This is a genomic window from Nitratireductor alexandrii (assembly GCF_004000215.1).
Lineage (GTDB): Bacteria > Pseudomonadota > Alphaproteobacteria > Rhizobiales > Rhizobiaceae > Mangrovimarina > Mangrovimarina alexandrii.
Genome location: NZ_RBVY01000004.1, coordinates 525,004 through 547,451, shown reverse-complemented (window position 1 = coordinate 547,451; position 22,448 = coordinate 525,004). Strand labels below are relative to the sequence as shown.

Genomic DNA, 22,448 nt, shown 5'->3' with positions numbered 1-22,448 from the left:
CGGCAATCCCGCCGCACCCCGCCAAACAAGGACACTATCCATGAACGGACAAAATATCCGAATTCGCCTCAAAGCGTTCGACCACCGTGTGCTCGACGCCTCGACCCGGGAGATCGTGTCGACGGCCAAGCGTACCGGGGCGAATGTGCGCGGGCCGGTTCCGCTGCCGACGCGGATCGAGAAGTTCACCGTGAACCGCTCGCCGCATATCGACAAGAAGAGCCGCGAACAGTTCGAGATGCGCACGCATAAGCGTCTGCTCGACATCGTGGATCCGACGCCGCAGACGGTCGATGCGCTGATGAAGCTCGACCTGGCCGCCGGCGTCGACGTTGAGATCAAGCTCTAACGAGCTGAGAAGAGGCGCGGTGGGGCGCTCGAGCCCCGCCCGGGAACTCTTGAGAAGGAAATCGAACCGATGCGTTCAGGTGTTATCGCACAGAAGGTGGGGATGACGCGCATCTACAACGAAGCGGGCGAACACGTGCCCGTGACGGTTCTGCGGATGGAGAACTGTCAGGTTGTTGCGCAGCGCACCCAGGAAAAGAACGGCTACACGGCTGTCCAGCTCGGCGTAGGGCTTGCCCGCGTCAAGAACACGACCAAGGCGCTGCGGGGCCATTTCGCCACCGCGTCCGTCGAGCCCAAGTCGAAGCTGGCCGAATTCCGCGTATCCCCGGAATGCCTGCTCGACGTGGGCGCCGAGATCACGGCCGACCATTTCGTCGCGGGGCAGAAGGTGGACGTGACCGGCACCTCGATCGGCAAGGGGTTCCAGGGCGTGATGAAGCGTCACAATTTCGGTGGCGGTCGCGCGACCCACGGTAACTCGATCTCGCACCGCACGCACGGCTCGACCGGCCAGAACCAGAACCCCGGCAAGGTGTTCAAGGGCAAGAAAATGGCCGGCCACATGGGCCAGACGCGGGTCACCACCCAGAACGTGGAAGTGGTGTCGACCGATGTCGACCGCGGCCTGATTTTGGTGCGCGGCGCGGTTCCCGGTTCCAAGGGCGCCTGGATCCTGGTGCGCGACGCCGTCAAGGCTTCGCTGCCGGACAATGCGCCGAAGCCGGCCGCGTTCCGGGCTGCTGCCGCGAACGATGCCGGCGCAAGTCAAGCCGCCGCTCAGGAAGGTGCCGAGTGATGGATATCAAGATCACAACGCTGGCCGGCAAGGACGCGGGCAAGGCGTCGCTGTCGGACAAGATTTTCGGGCTCGACCCGCGTGAGGACCTGTTGCAGCGCGTCGTGCGCTGGCAGCTGGCCAAGAAGCAGCAGGGCACCCACAAGACCAAGGGGCGCTCGGAGATTTCGCGCACCGGTGCCAAGATGTACCGGCAGAAGGGGACGGGCCGCGCCCGTCACTCGTCGGCGCGGGTTCCGCAGTTCCGCGGCGGCGGCCGGGCCCACGGGCCGGTGGTGCGCAGCCATGAGCACGAACTGCCCAAGAAGGTGCGCGCGCTCGGCCTGAAACACGCCCTGTCGGCGAAGGCCAAGGCGTCGAACCTGATCGTGATCGACGATCTGGCGCTGCCCGAGGCCAAGACCAAGGCCTTGGTCGCCAGCTTCCAGAAGCTCGGTCTCGACAACGCGCTGATGATCGGCGGCGCGGAGATCGACGCCAACTTCAAGCAGGCGGCGGCGAACATCCCCAATATCGACGTGCTGCCCATCCAGGGCATCAATGTGTACGACATTTTGCGCCGCGGTACGCTGGTTCTGTCGAAATCGGCCATCGAGGCGCTCGAGGAGCGTTTCAAATGACGGATCTGCGCCATTACGACGTGATCGTCAGCCCGGTGATCACCGAAAAGTCGACCATGGCCTCGGAAGTCAACCAGGTGGTCTTCAAGGTCGCCCGCAAGGCGTCGAAGCCGGAGATCAAGGCTGCCGTGGAGGCGCTGTTCGGCGTCAAGGTCATGGCCGTCAACACGCTCGTTCGCAAGGGCAAGGTGAAGCGGTTCCGCGGCACTATCGGCCAGCAGAGCGATGTCAAGAAAGCCGTCGTGACGCTGGCCGAGGGCCAGTCGATCGATATCGCGACGGGTCTTTGAGAGGCTTGAGGTAGGGTTATGGCACTCAAGAAGTACAATCCGATCACGCCGAGTCAGCGTCAGCTGATCATCGTCGATCGCTCCGGCCTCTACAAAGGCAAGCCGGTCAAGGGCCTGACGCAGGGTCTGACGAAATCCGGCGGCCGCAACAATGCCGGCCGGGTGACGGCGCGCTTCATCGGCGGCGGCCACAAGCGGACCTATCGCGTGGTCGACTTCAAGCGGCGCAAGGTCGACGTGTCGGCGACGGTCGAGCGGCTGGAATACGATCCGAACCGTTCGGCGTTCATCGCGCTGGTGCGCTACGACGACGGCGAGTTGTCCTACATTCTGGCGCCGCAGCGCCTGGCGGTCGGCGACAAGGTGATCGCCGGCGCGTCGGTGGACGTGAAGCCGGGCAATGCGATGCCGCTGTCGGCGATGCCGATCGGCTCGATCGTGCACAATGTCGAGCTGAAGCCCGGCAAGGGTGGCCAGGTGGCGCGGTCGGCGGGCGCTTATGTGCAGCTGGTCGGTCGCGACCAGGGCATGGCGATCCTGCGACTGAATTCCGGCGAGCAGCGCCTGGTGCACGGTTCGTGCATGGCCACGATCGGCGCGGTCTCCAATCCCGACCACGCCAATATCAATGACGGCAAGGCCGGTCGCACGCGCTGGCGCGGCAAGCGTCCGCACAATCGCGGCGTGACCATGAACCCGGTCGACCATCCGCACGGCGGCGGCGAAGGCCGCACGTCGGGCGGTCGCCATCCGGTGTCGCCTTGGGGCAAGCCCACCAAGGGCAAGCGCACGCGCTCCAACAAGTCGACCGACAAGTTCATCATGCGCTCGCGTCATGCGCGCAAGTCATAAGAGGTAACGCGAAGTGACCCGCTCAGTCTGGAAAGGCCCTTTCATCGACGGCTACATGCTGAAGAAGGCCGAGAAGGTGCGCGAGAGCGGCCGCAACGAGGTGATCAAGATCTGGAGCCGTCGCTCCACCGTTCTGCCTCAGTTCGTCGGCCTGACCTTTGGCGTTTACAACGGCCAGAAGCACGTGCCGGTTTCCGTGTCGGAAGACATGGTCGGGCATAAATTCGGTGAATTCGCGCCGACCCGGACCTATTACGGCCACGGGGCGGACAAGAAGGCGAAGAGGAAATAACCATGGGCAAGGCCAAAGCTCCGCGCCGGCTTGCTGACAACGAGGCGCGCGCCGTGTTGCGCACGATCCGCGTCAGCCCTCAGAAGCTCAACCTGGTGGCCGCGATGATCCGCGGCAAGAAGGTGGCGAGCGCGCTCGCGGATCTCGAATTCTCGCGCAAGCGCATCGCCGGCACGGTCAGAAAGACACTGGAATCCGCGATCGCAAATGCGGAAAACAACCACGATCTCGATGTTGATTCGCTGGTCGTGGCGGAAGCCTTCGTTGGCAAGTCGATCACCATGAAGCGGTTTCATGCGCGCGGCCGTGGTCGCGCCAGCCGCATCGAGAAGCCATTCTCGAACCTGACGATCGTGGTTCGCGAAGTAGAAGACAACGTGGAGGCCGCCTGATGGGCCAGAAAGTCAATCCGGTCGGGCTTCGTCTCGGCATCAACCGGACCTGGGACTCGCGCTGGTACGCCAATACCGGCGAATACGGCAAGCTGCTGCACGAGGACATCAAGATCCGTAAATATCTGATGTCCGAACTCAAGCAGGCCGCGATTTCCAAGGTGGTGATCGAGCGTCCGCACAAGAAGTGCCGCGTGACGATCCATGCCGCGCGCCCGGGCCTGATCATCGGCAAGAAGGGCGCCGACATCGAGAAGCTGCGTCGCAAGCTGACCGAGATGACCCAGTCGGAGACGCATCTCAATATCGTCGAGGTGCGCAAGCCCGAGATCGACGCGACGCTGATCGCGCAGTCGATCGCCCAGCAGCTCGAGCGCCGTGTCGCGTTCCGGCGCGCCATGAAGCGCGCGGTGCAGTCGGCCATGCGGTTGGGCGCGGAAGGCATCCGCATCAACTGTTCCGGCCGTCTCGGCGGGGCCGAGATCGCCCGTATGGAATGGTATCGCGAGGGCCGCGTGCCGCTGCATACGCTGCGCGCCGACGTCGACTACGGGACCGCCGAGGCGCAGACCGCCTACGGCATCTGCGGCGTCAAGGTGTGGGTGTTCAAGGGCGAGATCCTCGAGCACGACCCGATGGCGTCCGAACGCCGCGTGGCCGAGAGCGAGAATCAGGGCGGCGGTGGCCGTCGTCGCGAAAACGCCTGATCGGTTGCCGCGGGCAAAACGGAATTTGGAGTAGAAAACGATGCTGCAGCCGAAGCGCACGAAGTTCCGCAAGCAGTTCAAGGGTCGGATCCATGGCGCGGCCAAGGGCGGCACCAATCTCGATTTCGGGTCCTTCGGCCTGAAGGCACTCGAGCCGGAGCGCGTGACCGCGCGCCAGATCGAGGCCGCACGCCGCGCGATCACCCGCGAGATGAAGCGCCAGGGCCGGGTGTGGATCCGTATCTTCCCTGACGTGCCGGTGACGTCGAAGCCGACCGAAGTCCGCATGGGCAAGGGCAAGGGCTCGGTGGATTACTGGGTCTGCCGGGTCAAGCCAGGCCGGATCATGTTCGAGCTCGACGGCGTCAACGAGACGATCGCGCGCGAGGCGCTGCGGCTCGGCGCTGCCAAGCTCCCCGTCAAGACGCGCTTCGTGCAGCGCATCGTCGAATAGAAAGGGCTGACAGATGAAAGCCTCGGATATCAGGGCCAAGACCCTCGACCAGCTTACCGACGATCTCGCCGGCCTGAAGAAGGAGCAGTTCAACCTGCGCTTCCAGCAGGCCACCGGTCAGATCGAGAAGACCGCGCGCGTCAAGCAGGTCCGTCGGGACATTGCGCGTATCAAGACCATCGTCGCCGAGAAGTCGGCGGACAAGAAGGCGTAAGGACAAACACATGCCAAAGCGCATCCTGCAGGGCACGGTCGTGTCTGACAAGAACGACAAGACCGTCGTCGTCAAGGTCGAGCGTCGCTTCACCCATCCGGTGATGAAGAAGACCGTGCGTACGTCGAAGAACTACAAGGCGCATGACGAGGCCAACAGCTTGAAGGTCGGCGATACCGTGCTCATCCAGGAATCGCGGCCGATTTCGAAGGACAAGCGCTGGGTCGTGGTGACGACCGAAGCGCAGGCCGAATAGCAACGATCAAGGAAGCCGGGGAGGGCGTTGGCCTGTCCCCCTGAACAAGAAGAAGGCGGCCAGTCATGATTCAGATGCAAACAAACCTCGACGTCGCGGATAATTCCGGCGCCCGTCGTGTCATGTGCATCAAGGTGCTGGGCGGCTCGAAGCGGAAATACGCTTCCGTCGGCGACATCATCGTGGTGTCGGTCAAGGAAGCCATCCCGCGCGGCCGCGTGAAGAAGGGCGATGTGATGAGGGCGGTCGTGGTTCGCACGGCCAAGGATATCCGTCGTCCGGACGGCAGCGTCATTCGTTTCGACAAGAATGCCGCCGTCTTGGTGGATAACAAGAAAGAGCCGATCGGCACGCGTATCTTCGGACCGGTGCCGCGCGAACTGCGCGCGAAGAGCCACATGAAGATCATCTCGCTCGCGCCGGAAGTGCTTTAAGGAGCCGGACTGATGCAGAAGATCCGTAAGGGCGACAAAGTCGTCGTGCTCGCCGGCAAGGACAAGGGCCGCACCGGTGAAGTTTTGAAGGTCATGCCGAAGGACGACAAGGCGGTCGTGCGCGGCATCAACGTTGTACGCCGCCACCAGCGGCAGACGCAGACCCAGGAAGGCGGCATCGTCGCGATCGACGCGCCGATCCACCTGTCCAACCTCGCGCTGGCCGATCCCAAGGACGGCAAGCCGACCCGCGTCGGCTTCGAGGTCAAGGACGGCAAGAAGGTGCGCGTCGCCAAGCGCTCGGGAGTAACGATCGATGTCTGAGAAGGCTTACGAACCCCGCCTGAAGACGCTCTACAGGGAGACGATCCGCAAGGCGCTTCGCGACCAGTTCAGCTACGCCAACGAGATGCAGGTTCCACGTCTCGACAAGGTCGTCATCAATATGGGTGTCGGCGAGGCCACGGCGGATTCCAAGAAGCCGACCACGGCGGCGGAAGACCTGGCGCTGATCGCCGGCCAGAAGGCGGTCGTGACCCGCGCCCGCAACTCGATCGCCGGCTTCAAGGTTCGCGAGGGCATGCCGATCGGCGCCAAGGTGACGCTGCGCAAGGATCGCATGTACGACTTCATCGATCGTCTGGTGACGATCGCGCTGCCGCGCGTGCGTGACTTCCGCGGGCTGAATGCGAAGAGCTTCGATGGCCGCGGCAATTTCGCCATGGGCATCAAGGAACATATCGTGTTTCCCGAGATCAATTACGACAAGGTCGATCAGATCTGGGGAATGGACATCATCGTTTGTACGACTGCCCCGACCGACGACGAGGCTCGGGCCTTGCTGAAGGCCCTGAACTTCCCGTTCAGGCAGTAACGGCAGCGAGAAAGGACAATCTGAAATGGCAAAGACCAGCTCAGTCGAAAAGAACAAGCGCCGCCGCCAGCTCGTTGCGCGCCATGCCGCCAAGCGCGCCGCGCTCAAGGCGATCGTGATGGACCGCAGCCTGCCGATGGAAGACCGCTTCCGCGCCCAGCTCAAGCTTGCCGCGATGCCGCGCAACTCCTCGAAGGTGCGTATCCGCAACCGCTGCGAGGTGACCGGTCGCCCGCGTGCCTATTATCGCAAGCTGAACATGTCTCGTGTGGCGCTGCGCGAACTGGGCTCGCTGGGAATGATCCCGGGCCTTGTGAAGTCGAGCTGGTAAGGAGGGCGTGCGATGTCCATGAGTGATCCTCTCGGCGATATGCTGACCCGCATCCGCAACGCCTATGGCCGCAAGAAGAACACGGTATCGACGCCGGCGTCCAAGCTGCGTGCCCGCGTTCTGGAAGTGATGAAGTCGGAAGGTTATATCCGCGACTACAGCCAGACGGATTTCGACAACGGCAAGTCGGAAATCGAGATCGAACTGAAATATTTCGACGGCGTGCCGGTGATCCGCGAGATCGCCCGCGTGTCGAAGCCCGGTCGGCGCGTCTACGTATCGGCCAAGTCGATCCCGCAGGTTTCCAACGGCCTCGGCATCTCGATCCTGTCCACGCCCAAGGGCGTGATGGCGGACCACGAGGCGCGCGAGAACAATGTCGGTGGCGAGGTCCTGTGCCAGATCTTCTGATCGGGCTGGGAAACGGAACAGGAAGACGAGGACGGGAAAATGTCTCGTATTGGTAAGAAACCCGTGCCGGTGCCCGAGGGCGTCACGGCCAGCGTCGACGGCCAGACCGTCAGGGCCAAGGGCCCGAAGGGCGAGCTCACCTTCGTCGTCAATGACGAAGTTCTGGTCAAGCTCGACGATGACGGCATCAAGGTCGACCCGCGCGACCAGTCCAAGGACGCGCGCTCCAAGTGGGGCATGTCGCGCACGATGATCGGCAACATTCTCGACGGCGTGAAGAGCGGCTTTGAAAAGCGGCTCGAGATCACTGGCGTCGGTTATCGCGCCGCGATGCAGGGCAAGAAGCTACAGCTTTCGCTGGGCTTCAGCCACGAGGTCGTCTACGAGGCTCCGGAAGGCATCGAGATCGCGGTGCCGAAGCCGACCGAAATCGTGGTCAGCGGCATCGACAATCAGAAGGTCGGCCAGGTCGCCGCGGAAATCCGCAAATATCGCGGCCCCGAACCCTACAAGGGCAAGGGCGTGCGTTATGCCGACGAGCGCATCGTGCGCAAAGAAGGCAAGAAGAAGTAAGGAAAGCAGGCCATGGCTTCGAAGCATCCCGCTCAGCGCCGCGCCGCCCGCGTTCGCCGTCAGTTGAAGGCGGTGTCGGGCGATCGCCTTCGGCTTTCGGTTCACCGGTCGTCGAAGAATATCTACGCCCAGATCATCGACGATCAGAAGGGCCATACCGTCGCCGCCGCGTCGACGCTCGAGAAGGACCTCAAGGGGTCGCTCAAGACCGGTGCGGACGCGGACGCGGCAGCCGCCGTCGGCAAGTTGCTTGCCGAACGCGCCGTCAAGGCCGGCGTCAAGGACGTGGTTTTCGACCGCGGCGCCTATCTCTATCACGGCCGCGTCAAGGCGCTGGCCGAGGCAGCCCGCGAGGGCGGCCTGAGCTTCTAATCGCCGCCCGCACGGCCTTGTGACGCCGTGCGGGTTCTCAACACCAACCGTGCTTCCGGAAAAGAACAAGGAACAGGATAATGGCACAGGATCGCAGGGACGGTCGCAATCGTGACCGCGACGAGCGCGACAGCGAATTTGTCGACAAGCTCGTTCACATCAACCGCGTCGCCAAGGTCGTCAAGGGCGGCCGGCGGTTCGGCTTCGCCGCACTTGTCGTCGTGGGCGACCAGAAGGGCCGCGTCGGCTTCGGTCACGGCAAGGCGCGCGAAGTGCCGGAGGCGATCCGCAAGGCGACCGAGAGCGCCAAGCGCGAGATGATCTTCGTGCCGTTGCGTTCGGGCCGTACGCTGCATCACGATGTGGCCGGCCGCCACGGCGCCGGCAAAGTGCTTCTGCGCGCCGCCAAGGCCGGTACCGGCATCATCGCCGGCGGTCCGATGCGCGCCGTGTTCGAGACGCTCGGCGTGCACGATGTGGTCGCCAAGTCGATGGGAACGTCCAATCCCTACAACATGGTGCGCGCCACGTTCGACGCTCTCAAGCAGCAGATGCACCCCAAGGACATCGCCGCCCAGCGCGGCATCAAATATTCGTCGCTTCAGGCGCGCCGCGGCTCCGCCGCCGCCGAAGAATAGGCCGTCGATCGGCTGACTGAGGAGCAGGACAATGGCTGAGAAAAAGAGCGGCAAGACCGTTACGGTCGAGCAGACCGGCAGTCCCATCCGTCGCCCGGGCGTGCAACGCGCGACGCTGATCGGGTTGGGACTCAACAAGATGCATCGCCGGCGCACGCTGGAGGACACGCCTTCCGTGCGCGGCATGATCGCGAAAGTGCAACATCTCGTCCGCGTCGTGGACGAGGCCTGAGCGACGCTGGAGTATCGACATGAAACTCAACGAACTGAGTGACAAGGACGGCGCGACCCATTCGCGCAAGCGTGTCGGGCGCGGCATCGGCTCCGGTCTGGGCAAGACCGGCGGTCGTGGCGTTAAGGGCCAGAAATCGCGTTCGGGCGTGTCCATCAACGGCTTCGAGGGCGGCCAGATGCCGATTTACCGGCGTCTGCCCAAGCGCGGCTTCAAGGTTCCTTTCCCGAAGGAATTCAACGTCGTGTCGCTGGCCCGCATCCAGACCGCGATCGATGCCAAAAAGCTCGACGCCAAGGAGACGGTGACGGCTGAGGCGCTCGTCAAGGCCGGCGTGATTCGCCGCGTCAAGGACGGTGTGCGCCTGGTTTCGGACGGCGAGCTGAAAGCCAAGCTGACCTTCGACATTGCCGGCGCCTCGAAGGCTGCCGTGGAAAAGGTCGAAAAGGCAGGCGGTTCCGTCAAAGTGCCGGAAAAGCCCGCCGCGGAATAGACCGGCACCCGGTGCGACCGATAGCGGCGGCCCAAGGCCGCCGCTTGCATCTTGGCTGGCCGGAGCCTATCTCGGGGCTTCGGCGACGCGCGCCGTTCGGAACGAACGGACCAGCGGCGTGACGAAGCGGAGAATTTTCCATGGCATCTGCTGCTGAGCAACTAGCATCCAATCTCAATTTCGCCGCCTTCGCCAAGGCGGAGGATCTCAAAAAGAGAATCTGGTTCACGCTCGGCGCGCTGCTTGTCTACCGGCTCGGCACCTATATCCCCATTCCCGGCATCAATCCGGAAGCCTTCGCCCAGGCGTTCGAACAGCAGTCGGGCGGCGTGCTCGGCATGTTCAACATGTTTGCCGGCGGCGCGGTCGAGCGTATGGCGATCTTCGCGCTCGGCATCATGCCCTACATCTCCGCCTCCATCATCATGCAGTTGATGACGTCGGTGATCCCGACGCTGGAACAGCTCAAGAAGGAAGGCGAGCAGGGCCGCAAGGTCATCAACCAGTATACGCGCTACGGCACGGTGCTGCTCGCAACCGTCCAAGCCTACGGCATCACGGTCGGATTGGAGAGCGGGACCAACATCGTCGCCGATCCGGGCTGGTTCTTCCGGATTTCGGCCGTCATCACGCTTGTCGGCGGCACCATGTTCCTGATGTGGCTGGGCGAGCAGATCACCGCGCGCGGTATCGGCAACGGCATTTCGCTGATCATCTTTGCCGGCATTGTCGCCGGCCTGCCTTCCGCGCTCGGCGGCACGCTGGAACTCGGCCGCACCGGGGCCCTGTCGACCGGCATCATCCTGGCGATTATCGTGCTGGCGATCGCGCTCATCGCGCTGATCGTGTTTTTCGAACGCGCCCAGCGCCGGCTGCTGATCCAATATCCGAAGCGCCAGGTCGGCAACCGCATGTTCCAGGGCGACACCTCGCACCTGCCGCTCAAGCTCAACACGGCCGGCGTCATTCCGCCGATCTTCGCCTCCTCGCTGCTTCTGCTGCCGGCGACGCTCGCGGGCTTTTCCGACACGTCGACCTTGCCGGGCTGGGCCAATTCGATACTGGCCACGCTGGGTCACGGTCAGCCGCTCTACATGATCCTGTACGCGGCGATGATCGCCTTCTTCGCCTTCTTCTACACCGCGATCGTGTTCAATCCGAAGGACACGGCCGACCAGCTGAAGAAGCATTCCGGCTTCATTCCCGGCTATCGCCCGGGCGAGCGGACGGCCGAATATATCGATTACGTGCTCACGCGCATCACCGTGGTCGGCGCGATCTATCTCGTTCTGGTCTGTTTGGTGCCCGAGTTCCTGATTTCGGCCACCGGCGTTCCCTTCTACCTTGGTGGTACTTCCCTCCTGATCGTGGTCAGCGTAACACTCGATACCGTTTCGCAGGTCCAGGGACATCTGATCGCGCATCAGTATGAGGGGCTGATCAAGAAATCGAAGCTTCGCGGAGGAAAGAGGGGTCGATGAGGCTGATACTGCTCGGTCCGCCGGGAGCGGGGAAGGGGACGCAGGCGCAAAGGCTGGTCGAAAAACACGGTATTCCGCAGCTGTCGACGGGCGACATGTTGCGGGCCGCCGTCAAGGCCGAAACCGATGTCGGGCTCCGGGCCAAGGCGGTCATGGACGCAGGCGAACTGGTTTCGGACGCGATCGTCAACGCCATCGTTGGCGAAAGGATCGACCAGCCGGACTGCGCGCGTGGTTTCATCCTCGACGGATATCCACGCACGCTGGCCCAGGCCGACGCGGTCGAAGCGATGCTGTGTGAACGTGGCCTGGGTCTCGATGCGGTGATCGAACTCGTCGTCGACGACAAGGCCTTGGTCGGACGCATCGTCAAGCGGGCCGAGGAGGCCCAGGCAGCCGGGCAGCCGCCGCGCAAGGACGACAACCCGGAAGTGTTCGACGAGCGTCTGCGCGAATATTACAAGAAGACGGCGCCATTGATCGGCTATTACCATGCCAAGGGCAAGCTGGTCGGGGTCGACGGCATGGCCTCGATCGACGCGGTCACCGAGGCGGTCGAGGCCGTTCTCCAGGAAATCGCGCCGGTACGCTGAATGACCGGTTGACGGGACGGGCTGCTTGGACTATAGCGGCGCGTCTCCCATCAGACAGACAGTCGGCTGGGCCGGTTCGGCTCGGCTTTGTCGTTGCATCTGAAGGGAACCTTCGCAAGGGCCGGGCTCCACCGGACGCGAAGCGGTTTTGGATAAGCGCCGGCATGGCCGGCCCACATGGAGATACAGATGGCTCGTATAGCCGGCGTCAACATTCCGACCAACAAGCGCGTCGTCATCGCGCTGCAGTACATTCACGGCATTGGCCCGAAGTTCGCGGCCGAGATCGTCGCCAAGGCGAATATCCCCGCCGACCGCCGGGTGAGCCAGCTGACCGATGCCGAAATCATGCATATCCGCGAATCGATCGATCGCGACTATCAGGTCGAGGGCGATCTGCGTCGCGAAGTGTCGATGAACATCAAGCGTCTGATGGATCTGGGCTGCTATCGCGGTCTGCGCCATCGCCGGTCGCTGCCGGTTCGCGGTCAGCGCACCCATACCAATGCGCGCACCCGCAAGGGGCCGGCCAAGGCGATCGCCGGCAAGAAGAAGTAAGAGCGGGCAGGCGGAGGCCGTCGGGCCGGTTGATCCGGTCCGGGGGTGAGACCCGCCACTCCGTCAAGGTGTAGCCGCTGGCATTACGGCGGCGTCGATATCGAACGAAAGGAATAATATGGCCAAGGAAGCCGCGCGTGTTCGCCGCCGCGAGCGCAAGAATATTTCGTCGGGCGTGGCGCATGTCAGCTCGACCTTCAACAACACCATGATCACCATCACCGACGCGCAGGGCAATACCATCGCCTGGTCGTCGGCCGGTGCCCAGGGCTTCAAGGGATCGCGCAAATCGACCCCGTTCGCGGCGCAGATCGCGGCCGAGGATTGCGCGCGCAAGGCCCAGGAACACGGCATGCGCCAGCTCGACGTCGAAGTGAGCGGACCGGGGTCGGGCCGCGAATCGGCGCTGCGCGCGCTGCAGGCGGCCGGCTTCACGATCTCCTCGATCCGCGACGTCACGGCGATCCCGCACAATGGTTGCCGCCCGCGCAAGAAGCGCCGGGTCTGACGCAGGTCGATACCACGCCGCACGAGCGCCGGGTGCGCTCCCCCGCGGTTTCCAGCTCGCCCGCCACGATTGGATGGTGGCGGGGTACCGGAAGGACAAACACATGATCCAGAAGAACTGGCAGGAACTGATCAAGCCCAACAAGATCGAGTTCTCGTCCAAGAGCAAGACGGTGACGACACTCGTCGCCGAACCGCTGGAACGCGGTTTCGGGCTGACGCTCGGCAATGCGCTTCGTCGCGTGCTGTTGTCGTCGTTGCGCGGTGCAGCAGTCACCGCCGTCCAGATCGACGGCGTCCTGCACGAATTCTCCTCCATCGCCGGTGTGCGCGAGGACGTTACCGACATCATCCTCAACATCAAGGAAATCGCGATCCGCATGGAGAGCGACGGTCCCAAGCGCATGGTCGTGCGCAAGCAGGGGCCGGGTGTCGTGGTGGCCGGCGACATTCAGACGGTCGGCGACATCGAGGTGCTCAACCCCGATCACGCCATCTGCACGCTCGACGAGGGTGCGGAAATCCGCATGGAGTTCACCGTCGACACCGGCAAAGGTTACGTGCCGGCCGAGCGCAACCGTGCCGAGGACGCGCCGATCGGGTTGATCCCCGTCGACAGCCTGTACTCGCCGGTCAAGAAAGTGTCCTACAAGGTGGAAAACACCCGCGAGGGCCAGGTTCTCGACTATGACAAGCTGTCGATGACGCTGGAGACCGACGGGTCGATCACCGGCGAGGACGCGGTGGCGTTTGCCGCGCGCATCCTGCAGGACCAGCTCGGCCTGTTCGTCAATTTCGAGGAGCCGCAGAAGGAGGTCGCCCAGGAACAGGTGACCGAACTGGCCTTCAACCCGGCTCTGTTGAAGAAGGTCGACGAACTGGAATTGTCGGTGCGTTCGGCCAATTGCCTGAAGAACGACAACATCGTCTATATCGGCGACCTTATCCAGAAGACGGAAGCCGAGATGCTGCGCACGCCGAATTTCGGGCGCAAATCCTTGAACGAGATCAAGGAAGTCCTGGCCGCCATGGGCCTTCATCTGGGCATGGAAGTGCCGGACTGGCCGCCGGACAATATCGAAGATCTCGCCAAGCGCTACGAAGATCAGTATTGAGAGCCGGCTGGTCCGGACAGTTTGGATTTGAAGGAGAAGGCTCATGCGACACGGACGTTCCGGCCGCCGGCTGAACCGCACCGCAAGCCACCGCAAGGCCCTGTTCACCAACATGGCCGCATCGCTCATCGAGCATGAGCAGATCACCACCACCTTGCCGAAGGCCAAGGAGCTGCGTCCGATCGTGGAAAAGCTCGTCACGCTCGGCAAGCGCGGCGATCTGCACGCACGCCGGCAGGCGATCTCGCGCGTGGGCAGCGACAAGCTGGTTCAGCGTCTGTTCGACACCATCGCGCCGCGCTACGCCGAGCGCAATGGCGGCTATCTGCGCATCATGAAGGCGGGTTTCCGCCACGGTGACAACGCGCCGATGGCGGTGATCGAGTTCGTCGACCGCGACGTTTCGGCCAAGGGCGCTGCCGATCGCGCCCGCGTCGAGGCCGAGGACAAGGTCGAGGAGACCGAGGCCGCGTAAGCGACCCAAGGTCAGTATCGGAAGAGCTGGAAGGGGCCGGACGGCCCCTTCTTTGCGTGCGCGGCATTTTTTCAGGCACGCAAGAGCCAGCCGCATCACCGCGATCGGGCCGCGGGCGACGCCGCCTGGTCGACCGGGACAACGGCTGCGCACAAACATGCCCGATGCGGCCGTTACGGCCTTGGGCCGCCTTCCAATTTGCACAATCGGGGTGACAATGGGACGAGTGCCGCCTTGGAGGATTCGTTGATGCGCAAATTGCTGGCCGTCGCGCTGGTCTCGTTGGCAATCGCAGCCCTGATGCCGCTCGGCACCGCGGTGCCTTTGCATGCGCAGGAAGATGCCGGCGGGCTGCGCGGCCTTTTGAACGAACTCCTGCCTGGCCGGAACGGGCAGGACGACACCCAACCCGCAGAAACCGGGGCCACGCAGAGCGGTCCCGAGCGCAGGGTGCCGTTTGCCCGCAAGGACATTCAATTGTCGTTCGCGCCGCTGGTGCGCGAGACCGCGCCGGCCGTCGTCAATGTCTATGCCAAGCAAGTGGTGGCGGCGCGTTCGCCCTTTGCCGGCGACCCGTTTTTCGAACAGTTTTTCGGCCGGCGCATGCCGCCCCGGGTGCAGTCCTCGCTCGGCTCGGGCGTGATCGTCGATCCCTCGGGCCTGATCGTGACCAATTATCACGTCATCGGCGAGGCGGACGACATCAAGGTGGCGCTGTCGGATGGGCGCGAATATGAAAGCGCGATCCTGCTCAAGGATGAATCGCTCGACCTTGCGGTTCTGAAGATCGAGGCTGATGCGGATTTCCCGACCATCGCCATCGGCGATTCCGATGCGCTGGAGGTCGGCGATCTGGTGTTGGCGATCGGCAACCCGTTCGGCGTTGGCCAAACGACGACCAGCGGCATCGTGTCGGCGCTGGCGCGCAACCATATCGGCATCGTCGATTTCGGCTTTTTCATCCAGACGGACGCCGCGATCAATCCGGGCAACTCGGGCGGCGCGCTGATCGACATGGCCGGCCGCCTGGTCGGCATCAATACCGCGATCTACAGCCGTACCGGCGGTTCGATCGGCATCGGTTTCGCCATTCCCTCAAACATGGTGCGCGCCGTCGTGGAAGCCGCTCGGCAGGGCGAGGACCATTTCGAACGGCCGTTCGTGGGGGCGCAGTTCGAGCCCGTCACCGCGCAGATCGCCGAGGCGCTCGGCATGGAGCGACCGGCCGGCGCGCTGGTGGCGGCGGTCGACGCCGAGGGCCCCGCGGCGACCGCGGGGCTCAAGCCCGGCGACGTGGTGCTGGCGCTCAACGGCGCGTCGATCGAGCATGTCGACGCGCTTGGCTACCGTCTGGCCACGCAGCCAATGGGCAGCGCGGTCGCGTTCGACATACTGAGCCAGGGGGCCAGGCGCCAGATCTCGGTGACGCTGGCGCGGGCGCCCGAAGGCAGGGGCGGCGGTCCTGTCGAAATCGACGGCGAGAGCCCGTTTGCCGGCGCCAGGGTGGCCACGCTGTCGCCACGTCTCGCCCAGCGCCTGCGCCTGCCGGCGCGCACGACGGGCGTGGCGATGGTCGAGGTGCCGCGCGGATCGCCTGCGGCCGGGTTCGGGTTCAGGCCGCGCGACATCGTGCGCGAGGTCAACGGTGTGCCGATCGACACGGTCGAGGCTCTCGTCTCCGCGGCGTCTGAAAACACGCGCTGGTGGCGCTTCACCGTCGAACGCGACGGCCAGTTGCTGCGCCAGATGCTGCGTTACTGACGGGTGGTGCGTACCGCATGGGGGATCTGTTCCAGGCCGACGAGGCACCGAAACGCGAGCCGGCCCGCCCGCTCGCTGACCGGCTGCGGCCGCAGAAACTTGCCGATGTCGTCGGTCAGGAGCACCTGACCGGTCCGGACGGCGCGCTGACGCGGTTGATCCGCTCGGGCTCGCTGGGGTCGATGATCTTCTGGGGGCCGCCCGGAACCGGCAAGACCACCGTGGCGCGCCTGCTTGCGGGCGAGACCGGTCTCGCCTTCGAGCAGATATCGGCGATCTTTTCCGGCGTCGCCGATCTCAAGAAGGTGTTCGAGGCGGCGCGGCTGCGGCGTGCCAATGGTCATCAGACCTTGTTGTTCGTCGACGAAATCCACCGCTTCAACCGCGCCCAGCAGGATTCCTTCCTGCCGGTGATGGAGGACGGCACGGTGATCCTCGTTGGCGCGACGACGGAAAACCCGTCCTTCGAACTCAACGCCGCGTTGTTGTCGCGGGCAAGGGTTCTGGTTTTCAAGGCGCTCGACGCCCAGGCTCTGGAGCTTCTTCTGACACGAGCCGAGGAGACCGAGGGACGACCGTTGCCGCTCGATGAGGAGGCGCGCGCCGTGCTGACGCGGATGGCCGACGGCGATGGCCGTGCGGTGCTGACGCTTGCCGAGGAGATCTGGCGCGCGGCGGGCACGGACGAGGTGTTCGACGCGACTGCCTTGCAGGAGATCGTCCAGCGCCGCGCTCCGATCTACGACAAAGGCCAGGACGGGCATTACAATCTGATTTCCGCCCTGCATAAATCGGTGCGCGGCTCCGATCCCGACGCCTCCCTTTATTATCTCGCGCGCATGTTCGATGCCGGCGAGGACCCGCTTTATATCGGCCGGCGGCTGGTGCGTATGGCAAGCGAGGATATCGGCCTGGCCGACCCCCAAGCGCTCGTCGTCGCCAATGCCGCAAAGGACGCCTATGATTATCTCGGTTCGCCCGAGGGCGAACTGGCCTTGGCCGAGGCCTGCGTCTATCTGGCCACCGCGCCGAAATCGAACGCCGTCTATACCGCCTTCAAGGCGGCGATGCGCGACGCCAGGCAGCACGGCTCGCTGATGCCGCCCAAGCATATCTTGAACGCGCCGACCAAGCTGATGAAGGCGGAGAGCTATGGCGGCGGCTATCTCTACGACCATGACCAGGACGACGCGTTCTCCGGCCAGGACTATTTTCCCGAACGTATGGGGCGCCAGACCTATTACGACCCGCCCGAGCGCGGCTTCGAGCGCGATATCCGCAAACGGCTCGACTACTGGGCCAAGCTGCGTCGGGACCGTTCGGGCGGATGAACGGACGCGACGCCGACACCGCCGGATCCGGTCGCCGCGGCGACAAGATCGGCGATGTCGACCTCGTGCTGATCGATTCCATCACCCAGATCGTGCCCGAGGACGCCGGCAAGGTGGTGGTGACCGGCTCGCATGGCGGCGTCAGCGCGGCCCGCTTCGCGGCGGCGGTCGCAGCCAGGCTCTACGTCTTCAACGATGCCGGCATCGGCAAGCAGCGGGCCGGCATTGCCGGGCTCGACCGGCTGGCGCGCGCAGGTATTGCCGCCTGCGCGGTCGCCCACGATACGGCGCGCATCGGCGAGGCAGACGATAGTCTGGCCGGCGGCGTCGTCTCGGCCGTCAATCGGCCGGCCGCCGCGCTCGGTCTGCAAGTCGGCGCTCGGCTGCGCGACCAGCTGGCGGCGCTCCGTCGGTAAGGGGCTTGCGGGCCGCTTGACCGGGATCAAGGACCGAAGCCGCGAAGGCTGCGAATATGACGCGGTTTTCGGAGAACGTGCCTTGGCCTACCGAACGTTGATCACCGCCCTGCCTGTCGTCGGCGCGCTGGCGCTGCCTGCGGCGGCCCAATCCACCGATCCGGCGTGGCTGGACGAGATCACGCGTGCCATCGCCGCCGAAAAGCAGTGCGAAGTCGCCTATTTCATTGCCGCGCGCGAATACGAGCTCGGTGGCCGGCAGGTCTTCGAGGCGCGTGTCCAGTGCGTCGACGGCCGTCAGTTCGATGCCTCGCGCACCGGGCCTGACACCGACTTCACCTTCGAGGCTTGCGCGGTGCGGGTCTGCTGACCCTTTCGAGACAAGGAAAGGAACAGTCGCATGCATGTCATCGTCATTTACGGAACCGTCGAGGGCCATACGCGCAAGATCGCGCGCACCGTCTCGGCGACGATCCAGAGCCTCGGTCATCAGGTCACCGTGTTCGATGCCGGCGATCTTGGCGACGCCGATCTTGATCTTGCCGATGCGGTCATCGTCTGCGCGCCGGTCCATATGGGGCAGTTTCCAAGCGCGATCGCGCATTGGCTGAGCGCACACGATACCGCGCTCGCCGGTCTGCCCGGGGCCTTCATTTCGGTCTCGCTTGCCTCCGCGTCGCCGTTTCCGGAGGAACATGCCGAGATTCAGAAGATCACCCAGACGTTTTTCGATCAGACCGGCTGGCATCCGGGGCTGGTGCACCAGGCGGCCGGTGCGCTGCGCTATCCGCGCTACGATTTCCTCAAGCGGCTGTTGATGAAACATATCGCCTATCGCGAGGGCGGGCCCACCGACGTGACCAAGGATCACGAATTCACCAACTGGAACGCGCTCGCCGCCTTCGTGACCGGTTTCATCGAGCACTGCGCCGACGGTCGGGCCGCCGCCAAGCGGCAGGCGGGCTGAGAACGCCGGAGGCGGGGCGTCAGGCGCCCCGCACCGGAGGTCTGGCGGTGCAACAGGTCGTGCGGCCCGATTGACTCCGGGCCGGCGATGGCCAAGGTGTGGCCGCATGAAGGATATCGCCATCATCGCGGCCGGCGGCGCCATCGGCGCGTCGTTGCGCCATTTGACCGGGTTGTTGTTTCTGCGCCTGCTGGGGCCCGGCTTTCCCTGGGCAACGCTGAGCGTCAACATAGTCGGCGGTTTCGCGATGGGGCTGTTCGTCGAACTGCTCGCCCGCCGCGTCGGCGCGCCGCCGGAACTGCGCCTGTTCGTGGCCACCGGGCTTTTGGGTGGCTTCACCACCTTTTCGGCGTTTTCGCTCGAGGTGGCGCTTTTGTGGGAGCGTGGCGCCGTCGGCCTGGCCGCATTCTACATGGCCGCCAGCGTGATTGGCGCGGTGGGGGCTCTGTTTTGCGGATTGTGGCTCGCAAGAGCTCTTGCCGGATGATAAGTGCGCGGCTTGAAACGGACATGACCGGCGACAGGCGATGGCGGGCGTAGAGCAGATCACGGTGGAGAGCGGCGAGGCCGGCATGCGGCTCGACCGCTGGTTCAAGGCGCATTTTCCCGGCCTCGGCTTCGGGCAGTTGCAAAAGCTGCTGCGTTCGGGCCAGATCCGCGTCGATGGCGGCCGCGCGAAATCGGACACGCGCGTGGAGCCGGGGCAGGTGGTGCGGGTTCCCCCGCTTGCCGTCGACCGCAAGGGGGAGGCGCCCTTGACGCAGCGCACCATGCGCGACCGCAGCGACGCCGACCTGCTGTCGAAAATGCTTCTCTACGAGGATCCGCAGGTGTTCGTCTTCGACAAGCCGTCCGGCCTGGCGGTGCAGGGCGGCTCGGGCGTGTCGCGCCATCTCGACCAGATGCTGGAGGCCTGGCGCAACAAGAAGGGCGAAAAGCCCAGGCTGGTGCATCGCCTCGATCGCGACACGTCGGGCGCGCTGGTGGTGGCGCGCACGCGCCAGGCCGCGATGCGGCTGGCCGAGGCCTTTCGCGGGCGCGACGCCAAAAAGACCTATTGGGCGCTGGTCAAGGGCGTGCCGCGCAAGCGCGAGGACCGGGTATCGTCCTGGCTTGTCAAGGAACAGACACCGGATGGCGACCGCATGCGGGTTGCCCGGCATGGCGAGGCGGGAGCCGATCACGCGATCTCCCACTACCGGGTCATCGAGCAGGCGGGTATGGCGCTGTCATGGCTGCAGATGGAACCGTTTACGGGTCGAACCCATCAGTTGCGCGTCCATGCCGCCGCGATCGGCTGCCCGATCATCGGCGATCCGAAATATTTCGAGGCCGACCAGAACTGGGAAATGCCGGGCGGTATCCAGAACCGGCTGCACCTGCATGCGCGCCGGATCGTGATCCCGCATCCGCGCGGTGGCACGATCGACGTAACCGCGCCGCTGCCGCCGCACATGGTGCAGAGCTTCAACCTGCTTGGTTTCGACGAAAACGAGGCGCCGGAGCGATGAGCGGCACCGCGCAGCCCGTCGAACGGTACGGCGCGATCGATGGCTTCGCGGCCGCATTGATGGTCGTGCTCACCTTTTCGTGGGGGCTGAACGGGGTTGCCGCCAAGTTGGCGGGGGTTGGCTACAGCCCGGTCTTGCTGACGATCCTGCGCTCGGCGATCGGGGCCGCCTGCGTTTACGGCTGGTGTCGTTGGCGCGGCGTGGCGTTGTTCGAACGCGACGGCACGATGTGGCCGGGCATTTTGGCGGGGCTGCTTTTCGGCGGCGAGTTCGTGCTTTTGTTCTGGGGGCTGGACTATACCAGCGTCGCCCGCAGCGCGCTGATGCTCAACACCATGCCGTTCTGGGTGCTGGTCGGCGCGCATTTCCTGCTCGGCGAACGCATGTCGATCATGAAACTGGTTGGCACGGTGCTGGCTTTCGGCGGGGTCGCGCTGGTCTTTTCCGACAAGCTCAGCCTGCCCGGTCCGACCGCGATCCGTGGCGACATCATGTGCCTGGTGGCCGGCGCGTTATGGGGGGCGACGGTGCTGGTGATCCGCAAAAGTAGGCTGGCGACGGCGAGCCCCGAAAAAGTGCTGCTTTACCAGCTTGTCGTGTCGGCGGTGCTGGCGTTACCGCTGCTGGCGGTCTCCGGTCCCGCCCTGCGCGAGGTCACGGCGCTGGCCAGCGCGGCGATGCTGTTCCAGGCGATCTACGTCGTTGCGTTCACCTATCTGGTCTTCTTCTGGCTGGTGCGGCGCTATCCGGCGGGCGGGTTGACCAGTTTTGCCTTCCTGACGCCGGCTTTTGGCGTCATGTTGGGCGGGCTGCTGCTCGACGAGCCGCTGTCGGCGCGCATCGTGGCCGCGCTTGCGCTGATCGCGGTCGGCATCGTGCTTGCCAACCGGCCGCCGCGGGGCTGAACCGCCGCCATTCTTCCCTTTCTGCCGATGGACAACCTCATGCGCGACATACTCAACGATCTGAACGACCAACGTGGGCTGGCCGGCCCCGATCCGATGAAGCGGGCGCAGGAAAAGATGCGCCAGCCCTTGCCGAAACGCTTCTACAAGCAGGCCACCGCTTCGGTCGGCGAGAGTGGCCATGAGGTGCGGCTCGACGGCAAGCCGGTACGCACGCCGGGTCGGGCGCTGCTTGCGCTGCCCAATGCGGCGGCGGCCGAACTGGTGGCCGGCGAATTTGCCGCCCAGGGCGAGATCATCGACCCGATGACGATGCCGGTGACGCGTATCGCCAATACGGTGATCGACGGCGTGGCGCACGATACGCAGGCGGTGCTCGAGGATATTCTGCGTTTCGCCGCCTCGGATCTGGTGTGTTACCGCGCCGACACCCCGGAACGGCTGGCCGCGTTGCAGGCCGAGGCCTGGGACCCGGTGCTCGACTGGGCGCTGACGCGGCTGGGCGCGCGTTTCGTGCTTGCCGAGGGGGTGATGCATGTCGAGCAGCCGCGCGAGTCGATCGCCGCGGTCGGCGTCCATCTGCGCGCACGCAGCGACCCCTTCCGGCTCGCCTGCCTGCACGTGATGACCACGCTGACCGGATCGGCGCTGATCGCCCTCGCGCTGGAGGACGGTGCTGTCGATCTCGATCGGGCCTGGGCAAGCGCGCATGTCGACGAGGACTGGAACATCGCCCAGTGGGGCGAGGATGCCGAGGCGGCGCGCAAGCGCACGATGCGCTTTGCCGACATCGTTGCCGCCCACGCGCTTATGGCGACACTCGACTGAACGGGCGGCGACGCCCTTCTTCAGCCGCCGCCGCCGCCGAACATGCGGTAGAGCGCCTGCGCGATTTCCCCTTCCAGCGGGAAAGACAGCATGCCCATGACCGAATAGCCCAAAAGCCACGGCATCAGGTAGAAGCGGATCATGTAGAAGAACCAGGCGACGAACACCGGCACCAGCGGATCAAGCAGAAAAGACGGCGTGATCGGGCGGAACAGGCGCAAGATCGGGTTGGTCGCCCGCACGAAGAATTTCATGAAAAAGAAATCGGAATCCTCGGGCAAAAAGACGCTCATCGCCGCCCGCCCGATCAGCGTCCACATGACGATGCCGAGCAGGTAGTCGATCACGATCACCCAGAGGGGAAAGGCCGCGAATGTGTGGTCCATGCCGGGAGGGTCCGTTGCGCGAAAACGCGGGG

At 64.6% G+C, this 22,448-nt stretch carries 37 protein-coding genes; 36 read left to right on the top strand and 1 reads right to left on the bottom strand.

The annotated features are described in order from the left end of the window. Positions 1–40: 40 nt before the first annotated feature. From rpsJ to EP380_RS12045, 36 genes are all read left to right on the top strand, one after another. Entirely contained in the window at positions 41–349 is a 309-nt protein-coding gene (rpsJ, locus tag EP380_RS12220) for a 30S ribosomal protein S10 (RefSeq protein WP_007009511.1), read from the top strand. Between the two features lie 69 nt (positions 350–418). Continuing rightward, a complete protein-coding gene (gene rplC, locus EP380_RS12215) occupies positions 419–1,147 on the top strand; it encodes a 50S ribosomal protein L3 (RefSeq protein ID WP_106569139.1) in 729 nt (242 codons plus the stop codon). Beyond that, the gene (gene rplD / locus EP380_RS12210; protein ID WP_127598798.1) at positions 1,147–1,767 is read left to right on the top strand and encodes a 50S ribosomal protein L4; all 621 of its coding nucleotides are present in this window, start codon (positions 1,147–1,149) and stop codon (positions 1,765–1,767) included. Before rplC ends, rplD begins: the two co-directional genes overlap by 1 nt. Further along, the gene (locus EP380_RS12205) at positions 1,764–2,057 is read left to right on the top strand and encodes a 50S ribosomal protein L23 (RefSeq protein ID WP_106569141.1); all 294 of its coding nucleotides are present in this window, start codon (positions 1,764–1,766) and stop codon (positions 2,055–2,057) included. Before rplD ends, EP380_RS12205 begins: the two co-directional genes overlap by 4 nt. An 18-nt stretch (positions 2,058–2,075) precedes the next feature. After that, positions 2,076–2,909 carry a 50S ribosomal protein L2 gene (gene rplB, locus EP380_RS12200; protein WP_106569142.1) on the top strand — a complete coding sequence of 278 codons (834 nt, stop codon included), beginning with the start codon at positions 2,076–2,078 and terminating at the stop codon, positions 2,907–2,909. Between the two features lie 13 nt (positions 2,910–2,922). Further along, complete coding sequence (gene rpsS, locus EP380_RS12195; protein WP_106569143.1) at positions 2,923–3,201, top strand: 30S ribosomal protein S19; 279 nt, start codon at positions 2,923–2,925, stop codon at positions 3,199–3,201. 2 nt (positions 3,202–3,203) lie between these two features. Beyond that, a complete protein-coding gene (gene rplV, locus EP380_RS12190; RefSeq protein WP_106569144.1) occupies positions 3,204–3,593 on the top strand; it encodes a 50S ribosomal protein L22 in 390 nt (129 codons plus the stop codon). Beyond that, positions 3,593–4,300, top strand: a complete 708-nt coding sequence (gene rpsC, locus EP380_RS12185; protein WP_106569145.1) for a 30S ribosomal protein S3 — start codon at positions 3,593–3,595, stop codon at positions 4,298–4,300. Before rplV ends, rpsC begins: the two co-directional genes overlap by 1 nt. Positions 4,301–4,340: 40 nt before the next feature. Next, complete coding sequence (rplP, locus tag EP380_RS12180) at positions 4,341–4,754, top strand: 50S ribosomal protein L16 (protein ID WP_106569146.1); 414 nt, start codon at positions 4,341–4,343, stop codon at positions 4,752–4,754. A 13-nt stretch (positions 4,755–4,767) separates the two neighbouring features. After that, complete coding sequence (rpmC, locus tag EP380_RS12175; protein ID WP_106569147.1) at positions 4,768–4,968, top strand: 50S ribosomal protein L29; 201 nt, start codon at positions 4,768–4,770, stop codon at positions 4,966–4,968. A 10-nt stretch (positions 4,969–4,978) separates the two neighbouring features. Beyond that, positions 4,979–5,224 carry a 30S ribosomal protein S17 gene (gene rpsQ, locus EP380_RS12170; RefSeq protein WP_106569148.1) on the top strand — a complete coding sequence of 82 codons (246 nt, stop codon included), beginning with the start codon at positions 4,979–4,981 and terminating at the stop codon, positions 5,222–5,224. Between the two features lie 65 nt (positions 5,225–5,289). Beyond that, complete coding sequence (gene rplN / locus EP380_RS12165) at positions 5,290–5,658, top strand: 50S ribosomal protein L14 (protein WP_106569149.1); 369 nt, start codon at positions 5,290–5,292, stop codon at positions 5,656–5,658. A 12-nt stretch (positions 5,659–5,670) separates the two neighbouring features. Next, positions 5,671–5,982 carry a 50S ribosomal protein L24 gene (rplX, locus tag EP380_RS12160; protein WP_106569150.1) on the top strand — a complete coding sequence of 104 codons (312 nt, stop codon included), beginning with the start codon at positions 5,671–5,673 and terminating at the stop codon, positions 5,980–5,982. Then, positions 5,975–6,532, top strand: a complete 558-nt coding sequence (gene rplE / locus EP380_RS12155; RefSeq protein WP_106569151.1) for a 50S ribosomal protein L5 — start codon at positions 5,975–5,977, stop codon at positions 6,530–6,532. The genes rplX and rplE overlap by 8 nt, the downstream gene beginning before the upstream one ends. Before the next feature lie 25 nt (positions 6,533–6,557). Further along, positions 6,558–6,863 (top strand): 30S ribosomal protein S14, encoded by a 306-nt coding sequence (rpsN, locus tag EP380_RS12150; RefSeq protein WP_106569152.1) that lies wholly within the window; start codon positions 6,558–6,560, stop codon positions 6,861–6,863. 12 nt (positions 6,864–6,875) lie between these two features. Continuing rightward, entirely contained in the window at positions 6,876–7,274 is a 399-nt protein-coding gene (gene rpsH, locus EP380_RS12145; protein ID WP_106569153.1) for a 30S ribosomal protein S8, read from the top strand. Between the two features lie 39 nt (positions 7,275–7,313). Continuing rightward, on the top strand, positions 7,314–7,847 hold the full coding sequence (gene rplF, locus EP380_RS12140) for a 50S ribosomal protein L6 (RefSeq protein WP_127598797.1): 534 nt from the start codon (positions 7,314–7,316) through the stop codon (positions 7,845–7,847). Positions 7,848–7,859: 12 nt separating this feature from the next. Next, entirely contained in the window at positions 7,860–8,219 is a 360-nt protein-coding gene (gene rplR / locus EP380_RS12135) for a 50S ribosomal protein L18 (RefSeq protein WP_106569155.1), read from the top strand. Between the two features lie 80 nt (positions 8,220–8,299). Next, positions 8,300–8,857, top strand: coding sequence for a 30S ribosomal protein S5 (gene rpsE, locus EP380_RS12130; RefSeq protein WP_106569156.1), 558 nt, complete (start codon positions 8,300–8,302; stop codon positions 8,855–8,857). A 31-nt stretch (positions 8,858–8,888) separates the two neighbouring features. Further along, positions 8,889–9,089 (top strand): 50S ribosomal protein L30, encoded by a 201-nt coding sequence (gene rpmD, locus EP380_RS12125; RefSeq protein ID WP_106569157.1) that lies wholly within the window; start codon positions 8,889–8,891, stop codon positions 9,087–9,089. Between the two features lie 19 nt (positions 9,090–9,108). After that, positions 9,109–9,582, top strand: a complete 474-nt coding sequence (gene rplO, locus EP380_RS12120; RefSeq protein WP_106569158.1) for a 50S ribosomal protein L15 — start codon at positions 9,109–9,111, stop codon at positions 9,580–9,582. A 140-nt stretch (positions 9,583–9,722) separates the two neighbouring features. Further along, a complete protein-coding gene (gene secY, locus EP380_RS12115; RefSeq protein ID WP_106569159.1) occupies positions 9,723–11,063 on the top strand; it encodes a preprotein translocase subunit SecY in 1,341 nt (446 codons plus the stop codon). Further along, on the top strand, positions 11,060–11,656 hold the full coding sequence (locus EP380_RS12110; RefSeq protein WP_106569160.1) for an adenylate kinase: 597 nt from the start codon (positions 11,060–11,062) through the stop codon (positions 11,654–11,656). The genes secY and EP380_RS12110 overlap by 4 nt, the downstream gene beginning before the upstream one ends. Positions 11,657–11,845: 189 nt before the next feature. Further along, on the top strand, positions 11,846–12,214 hold the full coding sequence (rpsM, locus tag EP380_RS12105; RefSeq protein ID WP_106569161.1) for a 30S ribosomal protein S13: 369 nt from the start codon (positions 11,846–11,848) through the stop codon (positions 12,212–12,214). 118 nt (positions 12,215–12,332) lie between these two features. Then, positions 12,333–12,722 (top strand): 30S ribosomal protein S11, encoded by a 390-nt coding sequence (gene rpsK / locus EP380_RS12100; RefSeq protein ID WP_106569162.1) that lies wholly within the window; start codon positions 12,333–12,335, stop codon positions 12,720–12,722. Positions 12,723–12,825: 103 nt separating this feature from the next. Continuing rightward, entirely contained in the window at positions 12,826–13,836 is a 1,011-nt protein-coding gene (locus EP380_RS12095; RefSeq protein WP_106569163.1) for a DNA-directed RNA polymerase subunit alpha, read from the top strand. Between the two features lie 43 nt (positions 13,837–13,879). After that, on the top strand, positions 13,880–14,311 hold the full coding sequence (gene rplQ / locus EP380_RS12090; RefSeq protein ID WP_106569164.1) for a 50S ribosomal protein L17: 432 nt from the start codon (positions 13,880–13,882) through the stop codon (positions 14,309–14,311). 249 nt (positions 14,312–14,560) lie between these two features. After that, on the top strand, positions 14,561–16,072 hold the full coding sequence (locus EP380_RS12085; RefSeq protein WP_106569909.1) for a DegQ family serine endoprotease: 1,512 nt from the start codon (positions 14,561–14,563) through the stop codon (positions 16,070–16,072). A 17-nt stretch (positions 16,073–16,089) separates the two neighbouring features. Further along, positions 16,090–17,403, top strand: coding sequence for a replication-associated recombination protein A (locus EP380_RS12080; protein WP_106569165.1), 1,314 nt, complete (start codon positions 16,090–16,092; stop codon positions 17,401–17,403). Beyond that, positions 17,400–17,819, top strand: a complete 420-nt coding sequence (locus tag EP380_RS12075; protein WP_199190384.1) for a hypothetical protein — start codon at positions 17,400–17,402, stop codon at positions 17,817–17,819. Before EP380_RS12080 ends, EP380_RS12075 begins: the two co-directional genes overlap by 4 nt. Positions 17,820–17,916: 97 nt before the next feature. Further along, a complete protein-coding gene (locus tag EP380_RS12070) occupies positions 17,917–18,189 on the top strand; it encodes a hypothetical protein (protein ID WP_238719837.1) in 273 nt (90 codons plus the stop codon). A 30-nt stretch (positions 18,190–18,219) separates the two neighbouring features. Further along, positions 18,220–18,786, top strand: a complete 567-nt coding sequence (locus EP380_RS12065) for a flavodoxin domain-containing protein (RefSeq protein WP_106569167.1) — start codon at positions 18,220–18,222, stop codon at positions 18,784–18,786. Positions 18,787–18,892: 106 nt separating this feature from the next. Further along, entirely contained in the window at positions 18,893–19,273 is a 381-nt protein-coding gene (crcB, locus tag EP380_RS12060) for a fluoride efflux transporter CrcB (protein ID WP_127598796.1), read from the top strand. A gap of 40 nt (positions 19,274–19,313) precedes the next feature. Next, the gene (locus EP380_RS12055; RefSeq protein WP_127598795.1) at positions 19,314–20,297 is read left to right on the top strand and encodes an RluA family pseudouridine synthase; all 984 of its coding nucleotides are present in this window, start codon (positions 19,314–19,316) and stop codon (positions 20,295–20,297) included. Beyond that, positions 20,294–21,202, top strand: a complete 909-nt coding sequence (locus tag EP380_RS12050) for a DMT family transporter (protein WP_127598794.1) — start codon at positions 20,294–20,296, stop codon at positions 21,200–21,202. The genes EP380_RS12055 and EP380_RS12050 overlap by 4 nt, the downstream gene beginning before the upstream one ends. 39 nt (positions 21,203–21,241) lie before the next feature. Next, positions 21,242–22,030: an ATP12 family chaperone protein gene (locus EP380_RS12045; RefSeq protein ID WP_106569171.1), complete on the top strand. Its 789-nt coding sequence runs from the start codon at positions 21,242–21,244 to the stop codon at positions 22,028–22,030. 20 nt (positions 22,031–22,050) lie between these two features. On the opposite strand, the gene EP380_RS12040 is transcribed toward EP380_RS12045, so the two are convergent. After that, positions 22,051–22,416 carry a YggT family protein gene (locus EP380_RS12040; protein ID WP_127598793.1) on the bottom strand — a complete coding sequence of 122 codons (366 nt, stop codon included), beginning with the start codon at positions 22,414–22,416 and terminating at the stop codon, positions 22,051–22,053. Positions 22,417–22,448 lie beyond the last annotated feature (32 nt).

What these genes read in the sequence shown, in the direction of transcription:
- rpmC (WP_106569147.1), top strand. Translation starts at nt 4,768, where the DNA reads ATGAAAGCCTCGGATATCAGGGCCAAGACCCTCGACCAGCTTACCGAC.
- rplD (WP_127598798.1), top strand. Translation starts at nt 1,147, where the DNA reads ATGGATATCAAGATCACAACGCTGGCCGGCAAGGACGCGGGCAAGGCG.
- secY (WP_106569159.1), top strand. Translation starts at nt 9,723, where the DNA reads ATGGCATCTGCTGCTGAGCAACTAGCATCCAATCTCAATTTCGCCGCC.
- EP380_RS12095 (WP_106569163.1), top strand. Translation starts at nt 12,826, where the DNA reads ATGATCCAGAAGAACTGGCAGGAACTGATCAAGCCCAACAAGATCGAG.
- rpsN (WP_106569152.1), top strand. Translation starts at nt 6,558, where the DNA reads ATGGCAAAGACCAGCTCAGTCGAAAAGAACAAGCGCCGCCGCCAGCTC.
- rplO (WP_106569158.1), top strand. Translation starts at nt 9,109, where the DNA reads ATGAAACTCAACGAACTGAGTGACAAGGACGGCGCGACCCATTCGCGC.
- EP380_RS12110 (WP_106569160.1), top strand. Translation starts at nt 11,060, where the DNA reads ATGAGGCTGATACTGCTCGGTCCGCCGGGAGCGGGGAAGGGGACGCAG.
- rplF (WP_127598797.1), top strand. Translation starts at nt 7,314, where the DNA reads ATGTCTCGTATTGGTAAGAAACCCGTGCCGGTGCCCGAGGGCGTCACG.
- rplP (WP_106569146.1), top strand. Translation starts at nt 4,341, where the DNA reads ATGCTGCAGCCGAAGCGCACGAAGTTCCGCAAGCAGTTCAAGGGTCGG.
- EP380_RS12055 (WP_127598795.1), top strand. Translation starts at nt 19,314, where the DNA reads ATGGCGGGCGTAGAGCAGATCACGGTGGAGAGCGGCGAGGCCGGCATG.
- rplV (WP_106569144.1), top strand. Translation starts at nt 3,204, where the DNA reads ATGGGCAAGGCCAAAGCTCCGCGCCGGCTTGCTGACAACGAGGCGCGC.
- rpsH (WP_106569153.1), top strand. Translation starts at nt 6,876, where the DNA reads ATGTCCATGAGTGATCCTCTCGGCGATATGCTGACCCGCATCCGCAAC.
- rplC (WP_106569139.1), top strand. Translation starts at nt 419, where the DNA reads ATGCGTTCAGGTGTTATCGCACAGAAGGTGGGGATGACGCGCATCTAC.
- EP380_RS12045 (WP_106569171.1), top strand. Translation starts at nt 21,242, where the DNA reads ATGCGCGACATACTCAACGATCTGAACGACCAACGTGGGCTGGCCGGC.
- rplX (WP_106569150.1), top strand. Translation starts at nt 5,671, where the DNA reads ATGCAGAAGATCCGTAAGGGCGACAAAGTCGTCGTGCTCGCCGGCAAG.
- EP380_RS12085 (WP_106569909.1), top strand. Translation starts at nt 14,561, where the DNA reads ATGCGCAAATTGCTGGCCGTCGCGCTGGTCTCGTTGGCAATCGCAGCC.
- rplQ (WP_106569164.1), top strand. Translation starts at nt 13,880, where the DNA reads ATGCGACACGGACGTTCCGGCCGCCGGCTGAACCGCACCGCAAGCCAC.
- rplR (WP_106569155.1), top strand. Translation starts at nt 7,860, where the DNA reads ATGGCTTCGAAGCATCCCGCTCAGCGCCGCGCCGCCCGCGTTCGCCGT.
- rplB (WP_106569142.1), top strand. Translation starts at nt 2,076, where the DNA reads ATGGCACTCAAGAAGTACAATCCGATCACGCCGAGTCAGCGTCAGCTG.
- rpsC (WP_106569145.1), top strand. Translation starts at nt 3,593, where the DNA reads ATGGGCCAGAAAGTCAATCCGGTCGGGCTTCGTCTCGGCATCAACCGG.
- crcB (WP_127598796.1), top strand. Translation starts at nt 18,893, where the DNA reads ATGAAGGATATCGCCATCATCGCGGCCGGCGGCGCCATCGGCGCGTCG.
- rplN (WP_106569149.1), top strand. Translation starts at nt 5,290, where the DNA reads ATGATTCAGATGCAAACAAACCTCGACGTCGCGGATAATTCCGGCGCC.
- rplE (WP_106569151.1), top strand. Translation starts at nt 5,975, where the DNA reads ATGTCTGAGAAGGCTTACGAACCCCGCCTGAAGACGCTCTACAGGGAG.
- EP380_RS12205 (WP_106569141.1), top strand. Translation starts at nt 1,764, where the DNA reads ATGACGGATCTGCGCCATTACGACGTGATCGTCAGCCCGGTGATCACC.
- EP380_RS12040 (WP_127598793.1), bottom strand. Translation starts at nt 22,416, where the DNA reads ATGGACCACACATTCGCGGCCTTTCCCCTCTGGGTGATCGTGATCGAC.
- rpsQ (WP_106569148.1), top strand. Translation starts at nt 4,979, where the DNA reads ATGCCAAAGCGCATCCTGCAGGGCACGGTCGTGTCTGACAAGAACGAC.
- rpsJ (WP_007009511.1), top strand. Translation starts at nt 41, where the DNA reads ATGAACGGACAAAATATCCGAATTCGCCTCAAAGCGTTCGACCACCGT.
- EP380_RS12065 (WP_106569167.1), top strand. Translation starts at nt 18,220, where the DNA reads ATGCATGTCATCGTCATTTACGGAACCGTCGAGGGCCATACGCGCAAG.
- rpsE (WP_106569156.1), top strand. Translation starts at nt 8,300, where the DNA reads ATGGCACAGGATCGCAGGGACGGTCGCAATCGTGACCGCGACGAGCGC.
- EP380_RS12050 (WP_127598794.1), top strand. Translation starts at nt 20,294, where the DNA reads ATGAGCGGCACCGCGCAGCCCGTCGAACGGTACGGCGCGATCGATGGC.
- rpmD (WP_106569157.1), top strand. Translation starts at nt 8,889, where the DNA reads ATGGCTGAGAAAAAGAGCGGCAAGACCGTTACGGTCGAGCAGACCGGC.
- EP380_RS12075 (WP_199190384.1), top strand. Translation starts at nt 17,400, where the DNA reads ATGAACGGACGCGACGCCGACACCGCCGGATCCGGTCGCCGCGGCGAC.
- rpsM (WP_106569161.1), top strand. Translation starts at nt 11,846, where the DNA reads ATGGCTCGTATAGCCGGCGTCAACATTCCGACCAACAAGCGCGTCGTC.
- EP380_RS12080 (WP_106569165.1), top strand. Translation starts at nt 16,090, where the DNA reads ATGGGGGATCTGTTCCAGGCCGACGAGGCACCGAAACGCGAGCCGGCC.
- rpsK (WP_106569162.1), top strand. Translation starts at nt 12,333, where the DNA reads ATGGCCAAGGAAGCCGCGCGTGTTCGCCGCCGCGAGCGCAAGAATATT.